The 20,081-nt window shown below is 34.7% G+C and carries 12 protein-coding genes; 1 reads left to right on the top strand and 11 read right to left on the bottom strand.

Annotation, left to right across the window (positions count from 1 at the left end):
• The 8 genes from deoC to ACTJIW_RS12470 form a co-directional block, all read right to left on the bottom strand.
• Complete coding sequence (gene deoC, locus ACTJIW_RS12505) at positions 1-744, bottom strand: deoxyribose-phosphate aldolase (protein WP_121362315.1); 744 nt, start codon at positions 742-744, stop codon at positions 1-3.
• A 114-nt stretch (positions 745-858) separates the two neighbouring features.
• Positions 859-1,242, bottom strand: a complete 384-nt coding sequence (locus tag ACTJIW_RS12500) for a VanZ family protein (protein ID WP_044047591.1) — start codon at positions 1,240-1,242, stop codon at positions 859-861.
• Positions 1,235-1,615: a glycine cleavage system protein GcvH gene (gene gcvH / locus ACTJIW_RS12495; protein ID WP_012023730.1), complete on the bottom strand. Its 381-nt coding sequence runs from the start codon at positions 1,613-1,615 to the stop codon at positions 1,235-1,237. The genes ACTJIW_RS12500 and gcvH overlap by 8 nt, the downstream gene beginning before the upstream one ends.
• An 84-nt stretch (positions 1,616-1,699) precedes the next feature.
• Positions 1,700-8,911 carry a cell surface protein SprA gene (sprA, locus tag ACTJIW_RS12490; protein ID WP_440714490.1) on the bottom strand — a complete coding sequence of 2,404 codons (7,212 nt, stop codon included), beginning with the start codon at positions 8,909-8,911 and terminating at the stop codon, positions 1,700-1,702.
• Positions 8,912-8,935: 24 nt separating this feature from the next.
• Positions 8,936-9,517 (bottom strand): Holliday junction branch migration protein RuvA, encoded by a 582-nt coding sequence (gene ruvA / locus ACTJIW_RS12485; RefSeq protein WP_012023728.1) that lies wholly within the window; start codon positions 9,515-9,517, stop codon positions 8,936-8,938.
• An 81-nt stretch (positions 9,518-9,598) separates the two neighbouring features.
• Entirely contained in the window at positions 9,599-11,890 is a 2,292-nt protein-coding gene (locus tag ACTJIW_RS12480) for an NADP-dependent malic enzyme (protein WP_440714491.1), read from the bottom strand.
• A 155-nt stretch (positions 11,891-12,045) separates the two neighbouring features.
• Positions 12,046-12,471, bottom strand: coding sequence for a CBS domain-containing protein (locus tag ACTJIW_RS12475; protein ID WP_012023726.1), 426 nt, complete (start codon positions 12,469-12,471; stop codon positions 12,046-12,048).
• A gap of 653 nt (positions 12,472-13,124) precedes the next feature.
• Complete coding sequence (locus ACTJIW_RS12470; RefSeq protein ID WP_440714492.1) at positions 13,125-13,367, bottom strand: helix-turn-helix domain-containing protein; 243 nt, start codon at positions 13,365-13,367, stop codon at positions 13,125-13,127.
• A gap of 88 nt (positions 13,368-13,455) precedes the next feature.
• Here ACTJIW_RS12470 and ACTJIW_RS12465 point away from each other — a divergent pair, with 88 nt between their 5' ends.
• Positions 13,456-13,797 (top strand): hypothetical protein, encoded by a 342-nt coding sequence (locus tag ACTJIW_RS12465; RefSeq protein WP_440714493.1) that lies wholly within the window; start codon positions 13,456-13,458, stop codon positions 13,795-13,797.
• Positions 13,798-14,267: 470 nt separating this feature from the next.
• Here ACTJIW_RS12465 and ACTJIW_RS12460 read toward each other — a convergent pair whose 3' ends face one another.
• From ACTJIW_RS12460 to ACTJIW_RS12450, 3 genes are all read right to left on the bottom strand, one after another.
• Positions 14,268-16,268 carry an OmpA family protein gene (locus tag ACTJIW_RS12460; protein WP_440714494.1) on the bottom strand — a complete coding sequence of 667 codons (2,001 nt, stop codon included), beginning with the start codon at positions 16,266-16,268 and terminating at the stop codon, positions 14,268-14,270.
• 10 nt (positions 16,269-16,278) lie between these two features.
• Complete coding sequence (locus ACTJIW_RS12455) at positions 16,279-17,190, bottom strand: PorP/SprF family type IX secretion system membrane protein (protein ID WP_121362323.1); 912 nt, start codon at positions 17,188-17,190, stop codon at positions 16,279-16,281.
• Between the two features lie 50 nt (positions 17,191-17,240).
• Positions 17,241-20,081: gliding motility-associated C-terminal domain-containing protein (locus ACTJIW_RS12450; RefSeq protein ID WP_440718454.1), on the bottom strand; the 2,841-nt coding region annotated here is incomplete at its 5' end.

Raw genomic sequence — 20,081 nt, 5'->3', positions numbered from 1 at the left:
TTAATATTGATTTGTGGTATTTTCTCCGTTTGCAATTGCTTTTGCTGCCGAAGTTCCAATTCGCTTAACTCCTAAACGAATCATTTCTACTGCGTCTTCATAAGAACGAACTCCGCCTGCAGCCTTAACTGGCAAAGGCGACGCATTTTCCAGCATTATAATTATAGTAGGAATTGTTGCTCCATTTGGCAGATTGTTTTCGGTTTTATAAAAACCTGTAGATGATTTTACAAAAACCGAAGCATAATCTTCTTCTTTAAAGTTCGATATAACAACATTTTTTATTAAAGCACACAGTTGTATAATTTCTTTATCTGTTAATGCTGCGACTTCAATAATCCATTTTACTGTTTTGTTGTTCGCCAGTCCTATTTGAGTTCCAATTAAGATTTCTTGTTTTATTAAATCTACATCTCCGTTTTTAAAGGCTTCGTAATTACAAACAAAATCTAAATCATCAGCTCCGTTTTCTATTGCTTCGTTTGCTTCTTTAATTTTAGTTTCTAAACTTGACTTCCCTTCTGGGAAATCTATTACTGTACCAACCAATAAAGTCGAATTTGCCTTTAAGATCATGTCTTTTGCCAGACTCACATATTCCGGCCTGATCATAATCAGCTTAAAACTTTCTGTAATCGCTTCTTCGATTGCATTTTTAACTACAACAACATTTTCCTCTTCCGAAATTCCGGCCTGAGAAGCTGTTTTTAAATAAGTTGAATCTAAGTACTGCTTAACATTCATAATATAGAAGTTAGATCGAATGGCGCAAAAGTACATTATAATTCATAAAAAATACTGTTTTATAAAGCTGATTTTCTGCCAATAAAAAACCCACCGAAGTGGGTAATTATATTCTTATATTTTATCGATTTGTTTTTTTAAAGCTATCGCTGTAAAAACTGCCACAAGGGCTCCGAGCGCATTTGCTAAAACATCTGTTACATCTGATGATCTTGTTACTGTTAAAACACCTTGCAGTATTTCGATCGTTATTCCGAAAAAAACCGAAAATATAAACGAAACAAAGTAGGCTTTATAATCATTAACATCTTTTCCTTTCAGTTCTTTTTTGAAAAACACAATCCAGGAAATGGTAAAACCAAAATGAAAGCAAAAATGCACTATTTTGTCAATGCTGGGAAAACTTACTGCAGGAAGATTACTCGAGTCTGTTAAACAAAAATAAGCAATAATTCCTGAGCATAACATTGCCCAGATTAACAATAATTGTTTAGGCACCGATTAATTGTTTATAAGCTTCGTCAGATAATAAAGAATCTATTTCTGAAGGATTAGCAATTTTAACTTTAATCATCCATCCAGCTCCATAAGGATCAGAATTTACTGTTTCCGGCGCACTTTCTAAATCTTCATTAAAAGCAATAATTTCTCCTGTTAAAGGCAAAAACAAATCTGAAACTGTTTTTACAGCTTCAACTGTTCCAAAAACCTCATCTTTATCAAGTGTCTGATCTAAAGTTTCTACTTCAACATACACGATATCCCCTAACTCTTTTTGTGCAAAATGAGTAATTCCTACAGTCGCAACATCGCCTTCGATGCTAACCCATTCGTGATCTTTTGTGTACTTTAAATTTGCTGGTATGCTCATAATAGTATGTTTGAAAATTGATATTTTAATAATTCTGCAACAAATGTAATAATCTTCTAATAATAATGGTTTAGAAACCCAAATTTAATTTCCGAAATTATATCTAAGTGTAAAGCCCGATCTTATGTTTGTTAACGGGAATGACGTCGAAATAACTGCTTTTGAAAACGAATGATCATAATAAAATATTGCAGTCAGGTTTTTACTAAACGAGTAATCTGCCGTTAATTTAAGAGACCAAATATTTTGACCCGCTGCCAGCTGATTGTTATCGTAATCTAAGTAACGTACTAAAGTTTCATTATTTCTTAAAGAAAAATCGGCCTTTATGTTAATGTCACTTTTGATGATTCCGGTTGGATTATCTGCTAGTCTTGATGAGAAAATAACATCTTTAAAGCGATATCCTAAACCAATAATATATTCCATCCCTTTTACTTCTGTCAATAAATTATTATCGAAACTCATCGATAAAGCTCTGTCTTTTTTAATTTCAGAAAGAACTCTTAAAGAGCTTTTCAACTCAAAATCCATTCTAATTAACGGACTAAATTGTTCTACTAAATTGACATTCGACATTATAATTTCGTTATAGAAATTAGTATTTACATCCTGTACCTTTGGCGAACTGTTGTAATCAAAATTTGATCTAAACTGGTTTATAGTATAGGATGCTCTATAATTGTGCTGTAATGAAAAACGTTTAAATTTATCTTTAAAGTACTTATAGCGCATTAACCCATTATACTTAATACTCCAGTTTGGAATTGGAAAACTTCTAAAAATATTCGTAGAAGAACTTGAAGCATCTGAACCTGTATATGCTGCTAAGAAAGCCGGCAATAAAACAGCCTGATTACTTTTTGTATATCCAATTGGGTATCCTTGATTTGCTGTATATACCGCATAATTTGGATCTGTTTCAGCCGGAATAGGATTGTTTGCGTCACCATATCTTGGAATTGCAACTCCAGAACCATAATGACCTTCTGCCAGACGATTTGCAATTATTAAACGATTGCTTCTAAAATCATCAAATGCTGCTGATTGTGTTTCATCACTTGGCGAGAATGCAGTTTTAATCATTACAGTCGAGATAGAAAACATTCCATAAGTATAAGGCGATAACGGCTTATATTCATTTGTTGATGGATCTACACTGTACTGTTCTGAGGTATTTTCAGAATAAGAACGATCCATTGATAAATCAACTTTTAAATCCGGCAGTAAATCAATGTTTGCCGTAACTTTTAAAAGTTTGTTTGAAACCTGTGTAAAACTCTGGTTGAAATCCTGATATGTTGTAAGCCATCCTCTTTTTGCAGCTTCATAACGCACATCATCCTGACTTCCAAATACGAATCCTAAACTTGGTTTAGAAGTTCCTAAAAACCCAACACTTGGCGTATAACCAGGTAAAACGGTTCCGCTGTTTTTGGTATAGTTAATCTGAACGTTTTTAATACTTGTCAAAACCCCAATTAAACCATCATAAAACGGACTTGAACTTACTACTGGTTTTGCTGTATTAACAATTTTTTCACCTGGTTTTGGCGGTGCAGCCGTTTTAGATTTAGCTGTTTTTTTAGCACCCGGTGTTAAACCAAGATATTTATACAGCGTATTCATATTCAAAGTTGTTGTAAGTGTATTTGAATTTGAATTCTGAATTGTATTTCCTAAATCATAAACGGTACCGTTTGGATCTTCGTATTCTGAAAATGCTGTCGAAGAACGCTGCCACATATAATCTGCCGTATATGAATAACTCGCTTTTACAAAACCAAAAATTGGAATTTTGTTAATTGGAATATCATAATTTAAAACCAACTGCTGCGCATGCTGATTTGGTGTTCCAATGTCTAAATAATCATCCCAGATATTAAAATCTTCTTTTGGAGAATTGTCATCGTTCAAGAAGTTTCGAACAATGTTATTTGATGTTGCTGAATAATTTAGCTTTAAAGATTTAGTTAAGTTAAAACCAAATCCGTATTGGTAATTAAACGCAAAATTTCTTCTGTAAAGCGGATCAAGACCAATTCCTTCAACCTCAACTTCTCTAAACTGCTGACGGTTGCTTTGTCTTAAAATATTGGTATTAAAAGATATGTTTGACGGCAGATAATTAAAGTTGAAATCGCTCAACAATTTCCAATATTCACTTTTCTTCATGAATTTAGTACTCTTAAACGGCACAACCTCTTTTGGCTGGAACGTATAAGCATAATTTACAGCCGAATTAGACTGCTCATCTTCATAATCTGCAACTTCATAATCATGACGTTCTACCTGATTGTATGATTGCGAGAAGGTAAAATTCTCAATATCGTACACATGAGGTTTCTGCTCAGGTGCTCTGTCTTTTCTTACCCCAATGAAATTAATACTTTTTCGTTTTGTATAGTCAATAGCACGAGTCCTAATATTATCTTTTTCGGCCTGATCTGTAGTTTCTCTAATTAATTGGTCTAATTTAATATCCTGATTAAACGGATCGTACTCTGGTGTAATTACTTCTTCGCCAATTGCATAATTAAACGGCAGGTTTATTCCCCATTTTTTAGGAAGCAGTTTTCCTAAATTCAGGTTTGTAACAATATTATATTGCTGTACATCTTCACGATCACGCTCATTTGCTCCTTGTTCTAAAGAACCAAACCCAATGGTGCTTTTTCTACCAGTTGCAGAAACAGTAGCAAAATCGGCCATATTGGTATCAACATTTAATATTGCTGCCATACCGCCTTTGTTTTCTAAATCAGCTAAACGAAGCTCATTAAACCAAACTTCTCCTTTTATGTCTTTATGATCGGCACGGCTTTTTACCCCAACCATTAAGTTTCGGACTAAACCAAAGTTAGGATTTCCTTTAATACCTAAAGTTAATTTACCATCACCATCTCCTCCTTCTAAATCCGGATCATTATCTGGATAATAAATACCATTGACATCTCTTTTCGATGAGTTAATATCAATACTCATAGCTTTGATTTTCATTCTTGTTAATAAATCAAGAGCTAAATCTATACTGTTATCATCCATCCAAACCAAATCTGGGCTTATTGAACAAGACCCTCCTGTTTTGGTAACTTTTAAAGGAATCTCTACCTGATAAAAGTTTTGCGTAAAGTCATTTCCAAAACGGATAAAACCAACCATTTCATCATCTTCCAATGTTGGTTGATTTGGCAATGATTCTGCGTGTAAAAACATTTTCAGTTTTTTGTACTGTCGCATATCGACACTTACGTTTTTGAAAACTGCTCTGGAATCTTGATATTGTAAACCTGCACCGCCAATTCTAACCGCTAATGCCTGTTCGTTTTGATTAATAACAGTATTGTTGTTATATAATTGTTCTCTTTGTACGCCTGGAGGCATTACATAGTTTACAGGACATTTTGTTCCGTTTTCCTGAATATTAACTGCAGCAACATCAAATTCTACTCCGTCATCATCTGGATTTTGGTCATTTGCATCTAATGTTCCTGTGTATCTTCTCCACTCTCCTCTTACTAAATCTAAAGCTCCAAAACGAACTGTCATCTGAGAATTAAATCCAGTCATAAACATACGCATGAAACGAATAGATCTAAAGTCTGTAATGTTTCCAATTGTATTTTGAGGCTGTGAAACCGGAATTTTAAACTGAATCCATCTTGCGTTTGTTGTTCCTCCGTTTGGAAGATCAACATTTGTAACTTCTCTAATATCTGTAATGTAATTTTCACCAACCTGCATTCCAGGTTTTACATCAATGCTATACTCATAATAGGCATTAATAGTACTCATGGTATTATCACGGTTAATATCCTCAACATCAGGAAGTGTCGTAGAACCACGATTAGGGTCATTGATGCTTACTGCTGAGTTTCCTTCTGTACCATTGTAGTTTTTATAACGCTCTAAAACGCCTCCATCAGCATTTAGATAATACGTATAGTCGTCTCCCGCAGGATCTGCTTCTCCCGCATAATTGGTATAAATTGAACCTTCTCTTGAACTTGGCAGACCATCTAAACCAACGTCTTGATTTTTTCTGTTATCTGGATTGGTATCAAAAGCATAAATTAAAGATTGTGATGCCGGAACATCTCCCCAAAGCGGTTGCGGATTTACCATAACCTGATCTGGTCCTAATCCGTTTTCATATTGCTTTCTTCCGTCTTTTAAAACGTCTTCTGAGATTTCACCTAAATTGAAATATATTTTACCTGCATTTGTAGCTGGAGATTCACCATTTCCAACATATGGGTCAAGTACCCAAAATTGAATATACTCAACATTTCCCTGCTCAAAATTAGTTGAATTTAAAGCTCGCATAATCCCTCCAAAGTTTGCAGAAGGATTGCTTGCCCCAAAACTTGGATTGTTATTATATGGTCCTCTCTCTCCTGGATAGTAGGTTAAATCGAGTGTATTAACCACCTGAATCTGTCCTTGCGCAATATCTGTGTTTGGATATAACTCTCTGCTGTAAATTCTTCTGGTCGTGTTTAATGATAAATCATCGTTTGAAATACCCGATGGTTTTGAAGAATAAAACACAGGGTCAATTGTATACCACGATAATTTCGCTCTTTTAAAACCATATTCTAAAGTATTAGAATTGGCATTAAAAGTATTGTCATTGATAGAAGTAATAAATGGTGTTGAAGCTAAACTCCAGGCATAAGCAGAGCGCATATCTATTGTTGACTGCGAACCTTCGAAATCGTCTACATAAATAGTAGCTTCTCCTTGAAAATCACTTGCTTTTGGAGCATCTGGTCTTAAAAAGGCAACTTCTCCACGAATAGAAAGGTTTGAAGGGACATCTGTATCAATGTTTGGAAGCTTGTTAGCCAAACGTGTCAAAAATGGAACTTCTGTTGAATAATTTCCATTAAATCCAAAAATCGTATTGTTTACAGATTCCTGACCATAAGTTGATTTTTGTGTAAAAGGTCTTTCGGTCATTTTTAAATAAGTACCGCCAATTACAAATTTATCTGAGATTTTATGTTCGATATTGAATCCCATAAATCTTCGTGTCTGCTGCCCAAAGATTGAGTTGTTTTCTAACGAAACTTCAATTGGCGTGTTTGAAGCCTGCAGCGAAGGATCTAGAATTTGAACTCTTCCTAATTGATAATCTACGCTGTAATCTATTCCTTCTACCAAAACACGTCCTGCGGCTGTAACTACTACAGAACCTTGCGGTACATTAAAGGCTCCAATTGGAATCCCGTTGCTTCCAGATGATTTGTATTTTCCTCTTAATAAGAATTTGTTTTTATCACTATCCTGCAAAGCACCAGCCTGTGTATTTCGATACATGTTTCTAAATACATATTTCTGCTGATTCGCGTTGTATGTTGTTGGATCGTTATAGCTCTCTCCTGCACCGGTTTGCAGTTTATTGAATATTAACTCTCCAAAAGGCTCTTTTGTTGTAAAAATTACACGGCCGTTTTGTACATCTACTGTTACTCCCGGAATATAATCAAAGAAACCATCTCCGCCTGCCTGTGGATCGTTATTGTAATTTAAACGGTCTAAGTTGAAAACGTTTAATAAAGGTGTCTGCTCAACTTTACTATCAGGAGCTGGATTTGGAGGGAATGATGATCCCTGAACTGGTGTAATATAGTTAATAGGAGACGGATCTGTGTAAAGGATATTTAATCTGAAATCGTCTTGTTTAATTTGATATGCCTGAGGAATTTGATAAACGTTTTTCATCATCAGGTTCCAAACCGGATTTTTAACGTTTGTCAAATTACTTTTCAGCATTTTTAAAACTAAACTCTGGGTAATAATTGCCTGATTTGAGCTGTTATTTCCTGTAACTACAGTAGCATCTACACCATCGCTTCCAAATTCCCCTACCTGATACACTTTTCCTCCTACAGTATATTCAAACGCAACGGCAAGAATTTCGTCATTTGCCAAACGCTGCTGTAAAGAGATGTAACCTAATTGCGGGTTAAAAGTATATTCGTTTGTTGTTAGTTTTCTTGCGTTTTCTAATACAGAATAATCTGTAGCTTCGCTCACATTTGTATTATTGAAACCGGATTTTGCCGTTACAATTTCTCTAATGTTTGAGTTTAAAAATGAACCTGCCTGACCAATTGTTGCCGGATCGTATTTGTTGTTGGTATTACTCGTAGGGCTGTCAATTGGATTGTTGAAAAATCCAGCTGTTGAGCTGATAACTACAACTTCATTATCCGGAACACCGCTTACCTGCGCTTCTCCTAAATCCTGAAGTGCTATAATGTTTCTTAAGTTATTTCCGCCGCCAGTTGTTGTTACACGATTTTGTTTGTTAGTTACCCAGACTTCTAATCTTGTAATTTGTACACGGCTGTCTATAAATGGGTAATTTTTTAATGAAACGTCGTATTTGTTTCTAAAATACTGAGAAAGGAAAAAGTGACGATCATTATCATAATCAAGAGCATACAAATCAAAGTTTTGAACTGTTCCTCCGTTTTCTGCTACAACGCTTTTGGTCTGCGATTTTTGTTCAGAGAAAACACCTGTAATGGTTGTTCTCCCGAATTGTAATTGTGTTTTTACCCCAAATAAACTCTGCGCACCACGAATAAGCGTACTGTTAAGAGGCATGCTTACGTTACCAACTTCTACTTTTTGAATAATATCATCTTCTGATGGCGTATAAGCAAGTTTGAATAAATTCTGAAAGGCAAAAGTAGACTGGGTATCATAATTGGCATTTACTTCTAGTCTGGTTCCAATTTTCCCCATCAAACTCATACTGATTCGCTGATCAAAATCGAATGTTAGACTTGATCTGTTTCGGGGTGAAAATGCTGGGTTGTCTTGTTTGGTGTATCGAACTCCTAAGTCCATTTCGACAGAACCTGTAGGTTTTACATCGATAGTGTTACTTCCAAATATGCTTTCAAAAAGACTTGAATTAATGTAATATCTTGGCAGTAAATCTTTTTTGGCAGCTTCGGCTCCGGTTTTTTTACCATCAATAGCGTCCATTTTTTTTCTGAAATAATCTCTTCTGGATTCTTTCAAAAGTAAATCTTCGTATTCTTTTGGTGTTAAAACTAAAGGATAATCAATAGAGAAACCATCAACAGATGTTGTGTAAATGTATCTATCTGTTATGGGATCATATTTATAGGCCGAGAGTATGCTTGGAGGATTTTCTAACTCCATTTTCCCAACAGAAAATTGAGTCTTTGTTGTATCTTGAACCGCCGGTTTTACTTGTGACCGCAAAACGTTACCACAAAATAAAACCAGTAAAAAAATACAAATTTTACGCATACAATTGGTTATATAAAATTGATTTTATAAGCTTTTTAAAGCCTTTTTGATGATCGTTTCAACAGTAGCTTCCGGATCTTCTTTGACGATTTTTTCCACTACTTTTTCAGATGTTTTACGAACGAATCCTAAAACTTCCAAAGCAGATAACGCTTCATCTCGATTTGTATTGTTTTGGACAACAGAAACTTCGTCTAAATCGTACAACTTTAACACTTTTTCTTTTAAATCAAGTATTACTCGCTGTGCTGTTTTGTTTCCAATACCTTTTATAGACTGGATAACTCCAACATCTCCTGAGGCAATGGCATTAATAATTTGTCTGGGTTCTATAGACGAAAGCATTGTTCGTGCGATGCCGGCTCCAATTCCTGAAACAGACAACAGCATTCTAAATATCTCACGTTCAGATTTTTCTACAAAACCATATAAAGTATGCGCATCTTCTTTGATTTGAAGATGCGTATACAATTTTATAAAATCAGCATTTGGAATTAATGAAAAAGTATGTAACGAAATATTTACGTGGTATCCCACTCCTCCGCAATCAATTACAACTTCTGTGGGATTCTTTTCGACTAATTTTCCCTGCAAATGTGCTATCATAATATAATTTAGTAAGAATCCAAATATAGTAAAAATGCAATAAAAATAGGACAATATTATTTTGTCCTATTTTTTAGTGAATTATTTTGCTAATTTGTTCTTTTTGTTTTCTTTTTCCTGAGCGTCAATAACCGCAATTGCTGCCATATTAACCATTTCTTCAACGCTTGCTCCTAATTGGAAAATGTGAACTGGTTTATCCATTCCCATCATAATTGGCCCGATAGAAGCTGATTTATTCAGTTCTTTCATCAATTTATAAGTGATATTAGCCGACTCTAAGTTAGGGAATACCAGTGTATTTACTTTTTTACCTGCCAGTTTAGAGAATGGGAATTTTTCCTGAAGCATTTCAGAATTTAAAGCAAAGTCTGCCTGAATCTCACCATCTACGACCATCTCAGGGTGATTTTTGTGTAAATACGCCACTGCTTCTCTTACTTTTGAAGCATTTTGATGTGTTGATGAACCAAAGTTTGAATAAGAAACCATTGCAATTACGGGTTCAATTCCGAACATTTTTGCTGTTTTAGCAGTCATCAATGCAATATTTACTAAATCTTCTGATGATGGATTGATATTGATTGCTGTATCTGACAAGAACATTGGTCCGCGTGATGTAAGCATCATGTTTGCTGTTGCAACAAGTGAAGCGCCGTGTGCTTTTTCAATTAATTGCAGCATTGGTTTTACAACACTTGGGTAACTTCTTGAATATCCTGTAACAAGTGCATCTGCTTCTCCTTCGTTTACCATCATGGCAGCGAAATAGTTTCTTTCGCGCATGAATTTTTGAGCATCAAGCAATGAAACTCCTCTGCGTTCTCTTGATTCCCAGTATGAATTTGCAAATTTGTTACGTCTTTCTTCTTCTTCGTTTATTTTAGGATCGATGATTTCTAATTCAGCATCAAAACCTAATTCAGCTTTTAATTCTAAAATAGTTTCTCTGTTTCCTAATAAAACCGGAATACCAATTCCGTCTTCGTGTACTATTTGTGCAGCCTTTAATACATTTAATTGGTCTGCCTCAGCAAAAACTACTCTTTTAGGATCTAATTTTGCTCGGTTTGTAATTAAACGCACCATTTTATTATCGTTACCCATACGTTCGCGAAGCTTATCTTCATAAGCTGCCCAGTCTGTAATAGGATTTTTTGCTACTCCAGATTCCATTGCTGCTTTTGCAACCGCTGGAGCCACAACAGTAATCAATCTAGGATCGAATGGTTTAGGAATGATATATTCTTGTCCGAAACCTAATTTCATTGCTCCATAAGCTACGTTAACCTGTTCTGGAACTGGTTCTTTTGCTAAAATAGCCAATGCTTTTACAGCAGCCATTTTCATAGCTTCGTTAATTTTTGTAGCACGCACGTCTAGAGCTCCTCTAAAAATATAAGGAAAACCAAGAACGTTATTTACCTGATTAGGAAAATCTGAACGGCCTGTAGCCATAATCACGTCTATACGTGTTTGTACAGCCAAATTATAATCGATTTCCGGATTTGGATTTGCCATTGCAAAAACAATCGGATTTTCTTTCATTGTTAACAGCATTTCCGGCGATAAAATATCTCCAGATGATAAGCCGATGAAAACATCTGCTCCTTTTACCGCTTCTGCTAACTCAATTTTAGGACCGTCTATTGCATATTTTAATTGTAATTCTGAAAGTGCTGGATTGTCTTTTGTTAAAAGTCCTTTACTATTAAACATTAAAACATTTTCAACTTTTACTCCTAATAAAACATATAAGTCAGTACAAGCAATTGCTGCAGATCCTGCTCCAGAAACTACTACTTTTACATCTTCTGCTTTTTTTCCTGCTAATTCAAGTGCATTGATTAAAGCTGCCGAAGAGATAATTGCAGTTCCGTGCTGATCGTCGTGCATTACCGGAATATCTAATTCTTCGATTAATCTTCTTTCAATTTCAAAAGATTCCGGTGCTTTGATATCTTCAAGATTAATACCTCCAAAAGTTGGAGCAATATTTTTTACAGTCTGAATAAATTCTTCAACATTTTTTGTGTCAACTTCTATATCAAAAACGTCAATATCAGAGAATATTTTAAACAATAAACCTTTACCTTCCATTACTGGTTTTCCTGCTTCCGGGCCTATATCTCCAAGTCCTAAAACAGCAGTACCGTTTGAAATTACGGCAACTAAATTTCCTTTTGCTGTATATTTATAAACATCTTCAATGTTTTCTGCAATTGCTAAACAAGGTTCAGCAACTCCCGGCGAATACGCAAGCGATAAGTCTCTCTGGGTTGCATATTTTTTTGTTGGAACTACCTGAATTTTTCCTGGAGTTGGCTCAGCGTGGTACTGTAATGCCTCTCTTTTTTTACTCTCTTTGTTCATTATTTTAGCTTTTATTCTAGCTTACAAAGATATAAGTCTTAGTTTAAAATGGGACGCTTTTACTGCTTTCTTTTGTTAAAATATCAAAATGGTAAAATCAAAAAAAATAGCCCGATTTAAACCGGACTATTTCAAAAAAGTATTTTATAGAAGTTTTACTGTGAGATGTAAGAGTTTAGATGATGAATGGTATCTTTTTGAATTTCAATAATTGCTTTTACAACATCGCTTATAGAAATTATTCCTACAACGGTTCCGTTTTCTAAAACAGGCAGATGTCGTATTCTTTTTGAGCTCATAAGTTCCATACAATCGTCAATATTATTTGAAAGCTGGACTGTAAAAACATTGCTTTCCATAATTTCATGTACAAATGTTTCTTTAGAGGATTTATCTTTTAAAACAATTTTTCGAGCATAATCTCTTTCAGATAAAATTCCTTTTAAATCGGTTCCGTCTATGATGAGAATAGCGCCGATGTTTTTATCGCCCATTACTTTTAAAGCTTCATAAACAGTTGTGGTTGAACGTACCGAAAAAACATTTTTCCCTTTTGCGTTTAGTATTTGATCTACAGTCATATCTGAAAAATTTTAGTTTTCATAAAGTTATAATAAAAACAAATACAATATGCAGCGAAATCGATTTTTTAAAAACACAACTAACTCATTTTAAACAAAATACATTGTTTTTAGAATTTTTAAAATTATACTTTAAAGGAAGAAAAAAATTACAGGCGTTTTTTGTGGAAAATTAGATTTTTTAACTTTTTGATGTCTGCCTAATAAAATATAAATCTCATTATATATCCATGTTTTTATCTACGAACAAATGTCCCTATGGGACAAAATACATCGCGGATATTTTTTTTGCTACCAACCAGTTACTCCTAACGGAGTACTTTGTAGAAATTAAATACAATAGTAGAACTCTGTTAAGAATAAAATATCAGTAAAATCAAATGTTATAATTTATATGGAATACTCCATTAGTAGTAACTGGTTGGCAGCAGTAAAATGAAATCATTTCATTCAATAATTTCCCGTAGGGAGATATGAAACAATATTAAATTGTATAGTCCCTATGGGACAAAATACGCATTTTTTTGGGGAGCTGCCAATGTTTAACTCCTGACGGAGTATTTCGTAGAAATTAAATATTGGTAGAAAAAGGAAATCCACCCAAATATATCCCTTAGGGATTATATATAAAGATTATTTTAAATCTGGAAGTATTATGGATTTTCAGAAAATATTTTACTTATTAAAATACTTGATTCTATTTTCAATGCATCAGCTATTGTGAAAAGCAAACTAATGGTAATATTTTGTTGTCCTTTTTCAATACGTCGAATAGTTCTTACATCAACATTGCACAATATTGACAATTGTTCTTGTGTAATCTTTTCTTTTACTCGAAGCACTTTGATTAGCAATCCTAATCTAATAATCTCTAATTTATATTTTTCATTTTTCACAAATCAAATCTATTAAACTAGCGAAAAGAACAAAAGGACATATATGTCCTTTTAAAATAAAATCTTATATTTGAAAAAAAATCATGCTATGGAAATCAATGAAATTAAAAATTTAGAACGCCTAAAAAAATTATCCGCACTTTATTTCAGCACATTAAAGCCAACAGATGCAAAATCAGATACTAATGTTGCTCAAATTAAACTTTCAAATTATTCTGAGCTTGGCTGCGTTATTGCCGAAATCTTAAAATTATGTATTGTTGCGCTGGACTACGATGCACATAAAGCTTCGAATATTATTAAAACTTCACCAATTAATGTAGCGCTTATTTTAGAAATGGTCTTAGAAATGTTTCCAACGGATGAAATGGAAATACTAGACGAAATTTATCAAATGTTTATTGCAAACCCTGATGTTATTGTTGAATAACAAATATGTCGCCCCCAATGTTTTTTCTATAAATATATCGCTCCGCTATAAATATATCGCTCCGCTGGAGCTCTTACCAATAAGACACTATGCTCCAGAGGAACAGAATATTTATAGCAAACAAAATCCTACAGATATATCGCTCCGCAGGAGCTTTATTATCTTTAATATCAATCTGTATCTATAAATATTTCACCCCGCTATAAATATATCGCTCCGCTGGAGCTCTTACAAATAAGACACTATGCTCCAGAGGAGCAGAATATTTATACCAAACAAAAGCCTATAAATATATCGCTCCGCAGGAGCTCTTGCAAATGAGACATTATGCTCCAGAGGAGCAGAATATTTATAGCAAACAAAATCCCATTTCTAAAAGCTCCAGCGGAGCGGCATATCTCTTTCAATATGCCAAATTAAAAAAGGCTTTCTGAAATAAATTCCTAGAAAGCCTTTTTCATTTAATCAAATTACAAACTTACGATTATAAACTCGCTTCGTCGGTTTTGCTGATGTTGTTGTTCTGTACATTTTACACCATCGGCACATTTATTTACTAATTGTGTTTCTCCAAATCCTTTTGCGGTTAATCGGTCTGCATTAATTCCTTTGCTTACCAGCCAGTCTTTGGTAGACTGCGCTCTTTTATCTGATAAAATCTGATTGCTTTCTGAAGATGAACGGCTGTCTGTATGCGAACGAATATCGACTTTAATTGTTGGATATTGGTTTAACATATCGACCATTTTTTGCAATTGAGGTTCAGACGATTTTTTGATTGTGGCTTTTCCTAAATCAAAAAAGTTCATCGGGATTTTTAATAATTTCCCTAAATCGGTTCCAACTGCAATGGTAACTTTAACTGGTTTAATCGAATTATTGGTTTTTATTACAACCGGAATTGCTGTAATTGGTTTTGGTTTCTTTTCTAAAGCTATTGGCAGAGAAGCAGATCCTGTTGCCTTTTTCAGTGTTATCGAAACTTCTTTAAACAAATAATCTTCTTTAGCTGTTTTGATATAGTACTTCTTACCGCATTTTACGTTTGAAAAAACATAATTTCCATTAGCATCTGATTTGGCTTCAACGGCAGTTTTACCTGCTTCATCAAATAAAATCAAGGCAACGTTTGAAAGTGTTTCGTTTGTTTCCTGATCTGTAATTGTGCCTGACAGCTGTTGTTCGCAAATTAATCTTCGGTTTTCTGTAAATCGGTATACATCGTCAAGTCCGTGGCCGTTTACTCGGTTTGAAGAGAAAAAACCATTTCTGTTTTTACTGTTAATGATAAAAGCAAAATCGTCTTGTTTACTGTTAATTGGTTCACCAACATTTTGTACTTCATCAAAAGTGCCTTCTTTGGTAATTTTAGAAACAAAAATATCCAGTCCGCCTAAACCTGGCCTTCCGTCGCTGGCAAAATAAAGTTCGTTTTCATCTGAAATAAAAGGAAAAGTTTCTCTTCCTTCGGTATTAATTTCTGGACCTAAATTTTCTGGTGCACCAAAACCTCCGTTAGAAAGTATGCTTACTTTATAGATATCCGAAAGTCCTAACGTTCCCGGCATATCTGATGCAAAATATAATGTTTTTTCGTCTACACTTAAAGCTGGATGCGCTACGCTGTATTCGTCACTGTTAAACGGAAGTTCTTGTACTTCTTTCCATTCGTTATTAATTAAAACGGCTTTGTATAGTTTTAAAAATGTGACCTTGTTTTCATTTTGTTTTCTTTTTCCGTCTACTGAGTTATTTCTGGTAAAATACATGGTTTTACCATCTTTTGTAAAAACGGGAGTAGACTGATTGAAGTTAACCTGCAGATTTTGTTTATGAAACAACATTGGTTTTCCAATGCTCCCGTCTGGATTTAAATCTACAGCATATAAAGTTGAAATGGCTTTATTTGTCCATTTAAAATTCTTTTTGATAATAGAACCTGTATCTCTTGCCGATGTAAAGACTAATTTATTGTCTAAAATAGTGCTTCCGTAATCTGAATCTTTTGAGTTGATTCCGGCATCTGCAATATCAAAACGTCCTGAATTTGATTTAATATCTTCTAAATAATTTCTGTTTTTTAAGAATAAAACGGCTCTTTTATCTGAAGGTGCTTTTTGGGAGAATTTCTCTAAAATTTCATCGGCTTTAGTATAATTCCCTTCTGATTTTAAGCATTGAGCATATTTATACAAATAGTCTGCTTCCTGATTTTCATTAATACTGAATAATTCCTGATAGTATTTTAAGGCGTCTTTTAATTCGCCTATGAAATAATAGGAATTTCCAAGTCTTTGAAATATTCTTTCTTCTCTAACTCCTTTTTCAACTAATTTTTCATAGGCTTTTATAGCATCCGCGTAAGCGTAACTATCGTATTTTTTATCTGCATTTTTTATACTGGCCGTTTGGGCATCTGCCATAAAAAAGCAAAGCAACAAAATGGGAAAAAGTATTTTTTTAAGCTTCATAATTTATCAATTAAAAGAATCTTGGTGAGGTAAGTTTGCTGTAATTATTAAAGAAATCAAAACGAAGGAAAATCTCATGCGATCCTGAATTGTATTTTCTTAATTGTGTGGTTTCGTGATCGTAACCATATCCTATATACATGCCCTTTGTAACCTGAAAACCTGCCATTGCACTCACTGAAGCACTCCAACGATAAGCCAGCCCAAGAACAAACTTATCATTGAACATGAAATTACCCGAAACATCTACCTGTAAAGGCGCTCCTTCTACCATTTTTGTTAACAACGCCGGTTTGAATTTTATATATTCTAAACGATCCAGATTAAATACATAACCTGCCATGAAGTAGTAGTTTATTTTTTCTTTGAAAATAGCTGTATCATTATTATCATAGCGATTGGTTTCGATAAAATTAGGAACTGATAATCCCAAATATGCACGATCTGAATGCCAGTAAATTCCGGCTCCAATATTGGGTGTAAACTTATTTTTGATGTCCTGAAATAATTCGTCGTTTTGATCTTCATAACTCAATTTACTAGCATCAAGATTGAAAAGATTTGCTGTTGCCTTGATACCAAACGAAAGTTTAAATGATTCTGATGTTGGAATACTGTATGACAAATCAGCAGATAAAGTATTTTCGTTCGTTGGCCCGATTTTATCGTTTACCAAAGAAACTCCTAATCCTAAATTGCTGTTGGTTAAAGGTGTGTTTACAGAAAAAGTACTTGTTTCCGGCGCTCCGTCAAGACCAATCCATTGTGTACGATATAACCCAAAAACGCTCAATACGCCGCGCGAACCTGCATAAGCCGGATTTATTCCGATAGTGTTGTACATGTATTGTGTAAACTGAGCATCTTGCTGCGCTGAACACACAATGGTAAAAAACATAAAAATTAAACCTAATTTTTTCATCTTAAAGATTTTAAAAAACGACTCATCTTATCGTAAGCCGTTTGTATTTTTTATTTATTAATGTATAAATAACCTGATGTTTCGTGAGGATTTGAGTCGCTGTCTTTGTATTTCAGGATATAGAAATAAGTTCCTACCGGAAGTCCTTCTGACTGTTTCATGGTTGTACGTCCAAATGAATATCCTTTAAACACTCTGTCGACATTGTTATAATGATCTACATCAAAAACCAGAACTCCCCAACGGTTGTAAATTTCTACGGTATTTTCAGGATAACATTCTAATCCCTGAATGTAGAATCGTTCATTTTTCTGGTCTCCGTTTGGAGAAAAGGCATTGAGAACTTTAATTTTACATCCGTTTAAGTCTAATACTGTAGGTTTGTCTCCGTCTATATTTTCGTAATCGGAATTGTCTTCTACAACTACTCCTCTTGCACTTTTCCCTTGTACACTTGCCTGATTGCTTACTTTTCCAGAATTAATATCTGTTTGTGTTATTTTGTACAGAGCTGAGAAATTAGTATCATTTGACTCGCCAGCATTTAAATCTAAAGCTTGTCCTGAAACTACAACTCCCGGCAGAAGATCTGTAATCGTGATTCCGCTTAACGGTACGTTTCCTGTATTGGTCACTGTAAATCTATAACTGATAGTCTCTCCTGCATTTGCAATTGTATTGTTGTTTTCATCATTAAATGCTGCTGTTTTAACCAATGCAATTGCCGGAACTTCTACAAATACATTTAATGTTGCTGTACTGCAATTTGTATCGTTTGCTTTTTCGCAGACCTGATATACAATTGCATAAGTTCCGCCTGGCGTATTTGGTTTAACATTTACTGTTCCGTCTGCATTAAATTCGAAATTTGAATTTCCTGACTGGTTTTTAATAATTACATCAACTGGATTAATTGGCTGTCCGTTTAATAAGTCATTATCTAAAACATTTACAAATTCAAGAGAACCGTTAATTCCATCAACTGCTACAAGAGCATCATCAGTTAAAACCAACTGCTGTACCGGATTAACAGGAGAAACTGAATTTAACACCACCACTTTTACAACTGCCTGACTGCAGTTATTTGAATTTGAAGCATCGCATATTTGATACGTCAATTGGTACGTTCCTGATGGCGTTCCTGCTTTTACAATTACTGAACCATTTGCGTTTAAAGTCAAATTAGCATTTGGAACTGTTGTGCTTAAAATAACATCAGCAGGATTAACTGTTAATCCGTTTAGTTTATCATTATCAAAAATATTAGTGCCAGTATTAGTTCCTTTACTTGTATCTACCGGACCCGCTGTGTCATCATTTGCGATGATTACAAAAGTTGGTCTTGCATTACACTGCGGTGTTGCAGCAGGATAACTTACCGGAATAGCTGCTGTTGGGTTTAGAGAGAATTGCATTATAACTCCAGTTCTGGTGTTTTCGAATCCGTCAGCACCTTCTGTCCATTGCCCATTTGCTAATAACCAGCCCGGCCAGTCTACTCCATTTCCGTTTCCATCGATAACCGCTCCCGGCCATAAAATAGTACCGCTTAATGGCTGCTCTATTTGTGTTGCTACAACATTGTTTGCGCTGTCAATCCATTTAATTGTTACTAAATTTGTTGGTGTAAAATTATCTGCCACAACCTTATACGTTACGTAAGGAACGTTGTTTGAGCAAAAACTTTCAGCCGTAACGGTTATTGTTGGCTCTTCTACTGTAACTTCTACCTTACCAGAACTGCAATTTGATTGATTTAATACTTCACAAATCTGATACGTTAATTCATAAGTTCCTCTTGGTGCATTTGCTCCCAATGTTACTGTTCCGTCTGGATTTAATGTTAAGAATCCTTTTGGATCTGCAACTTCTACAGAAAGTTTTACGTCACTTGGTACAAGCGGTAATGCATTATTTGTATCGTTATCGAAAACATTCACAATTGTCTGAGGCTGATTTATTCCAACAACTGACAGAATAGTGTCAGGATTTGCTGCTAACACTCCTCCGGTAACTTCTACAGTACTTTTTGCCGTATCGCAGTTTCCTGTATTTGTTACTTCACAAATACTGTATTCGATTTCGTAAATTCCAATTGGTGTCTTGGCTGGAACTGTTACACGTCCGTCTGGTTCTAATACAAAACCTGTTGGAAGATTTACTTTGGATAAAATAACCTCTCCATGATTTGATCCGATAACAGCCTGAGATCCGTTTAATTTATCGTTTACAATTACTGAAACAGTTGTTGTACCGCCTGTGCTTCCGTTTACTGAACCTAAGTTTTCTGCAACAGCATCAATTACCGGTGCCGTAACCGTAACCTGAACTTTGTTTGTACTGCAGTTTGATGGATTGAAAAGCTCGCAGATTTCATACGTAATCTCGTAATTTCCTGCCGGCGCATTTGCTCCTAATACTGCATTTCCATTGGCATCAATTGTTAAGTAACCTTTCGGGTCTGTTCCCGGTGTCAATTTAACATCTGACGGATCTAGTTTTGATCCGTTTTTAGTATCGTTATCAAAAACATTGATAAGGGTTTGAGATGTATTTGATCCCGTTACTGATCCAACTGCATCTAAATTTGCAACTAAATCTGCTGCAGTTATCACAACTGTTGAAGTTGCTGTTGAGCAGTTTGTCGCTGGATTATTATTGTCGCAGATTGTATATTCAATATCGTAGTTTCCTTTTTTAACTCCTGCGCTTACGGTGATTGTTCCGTCTGCATTAATCGTAAATCCTGTCGGTGCCGTTGCTGTTAAAGTAACTTGTCCCGGATTTGATCCGATAACGGCCTGAACTCCGTTTAGTTTATCCAGTCCAATAAGCGATGTTGTTGTTCCGCCGATTGTTCCGTTAATAGGACCTAAATCTTCTTTTACTGC

Source organism: Flavobacterium sp. 22659, from assembly GCF_052044235.1.
Classification (GTDB): Bacteria; Bacteroidota; Bacteroidia; order Flavobacteriales; family Flavobacteriaceae; genus Flavobacterium; species Flavobacterium johnsoniae.
Note: the sequence above shows the minus strand (reverse complement) of the source record. Positions and strands in the feature narration are given on the sequence as shown.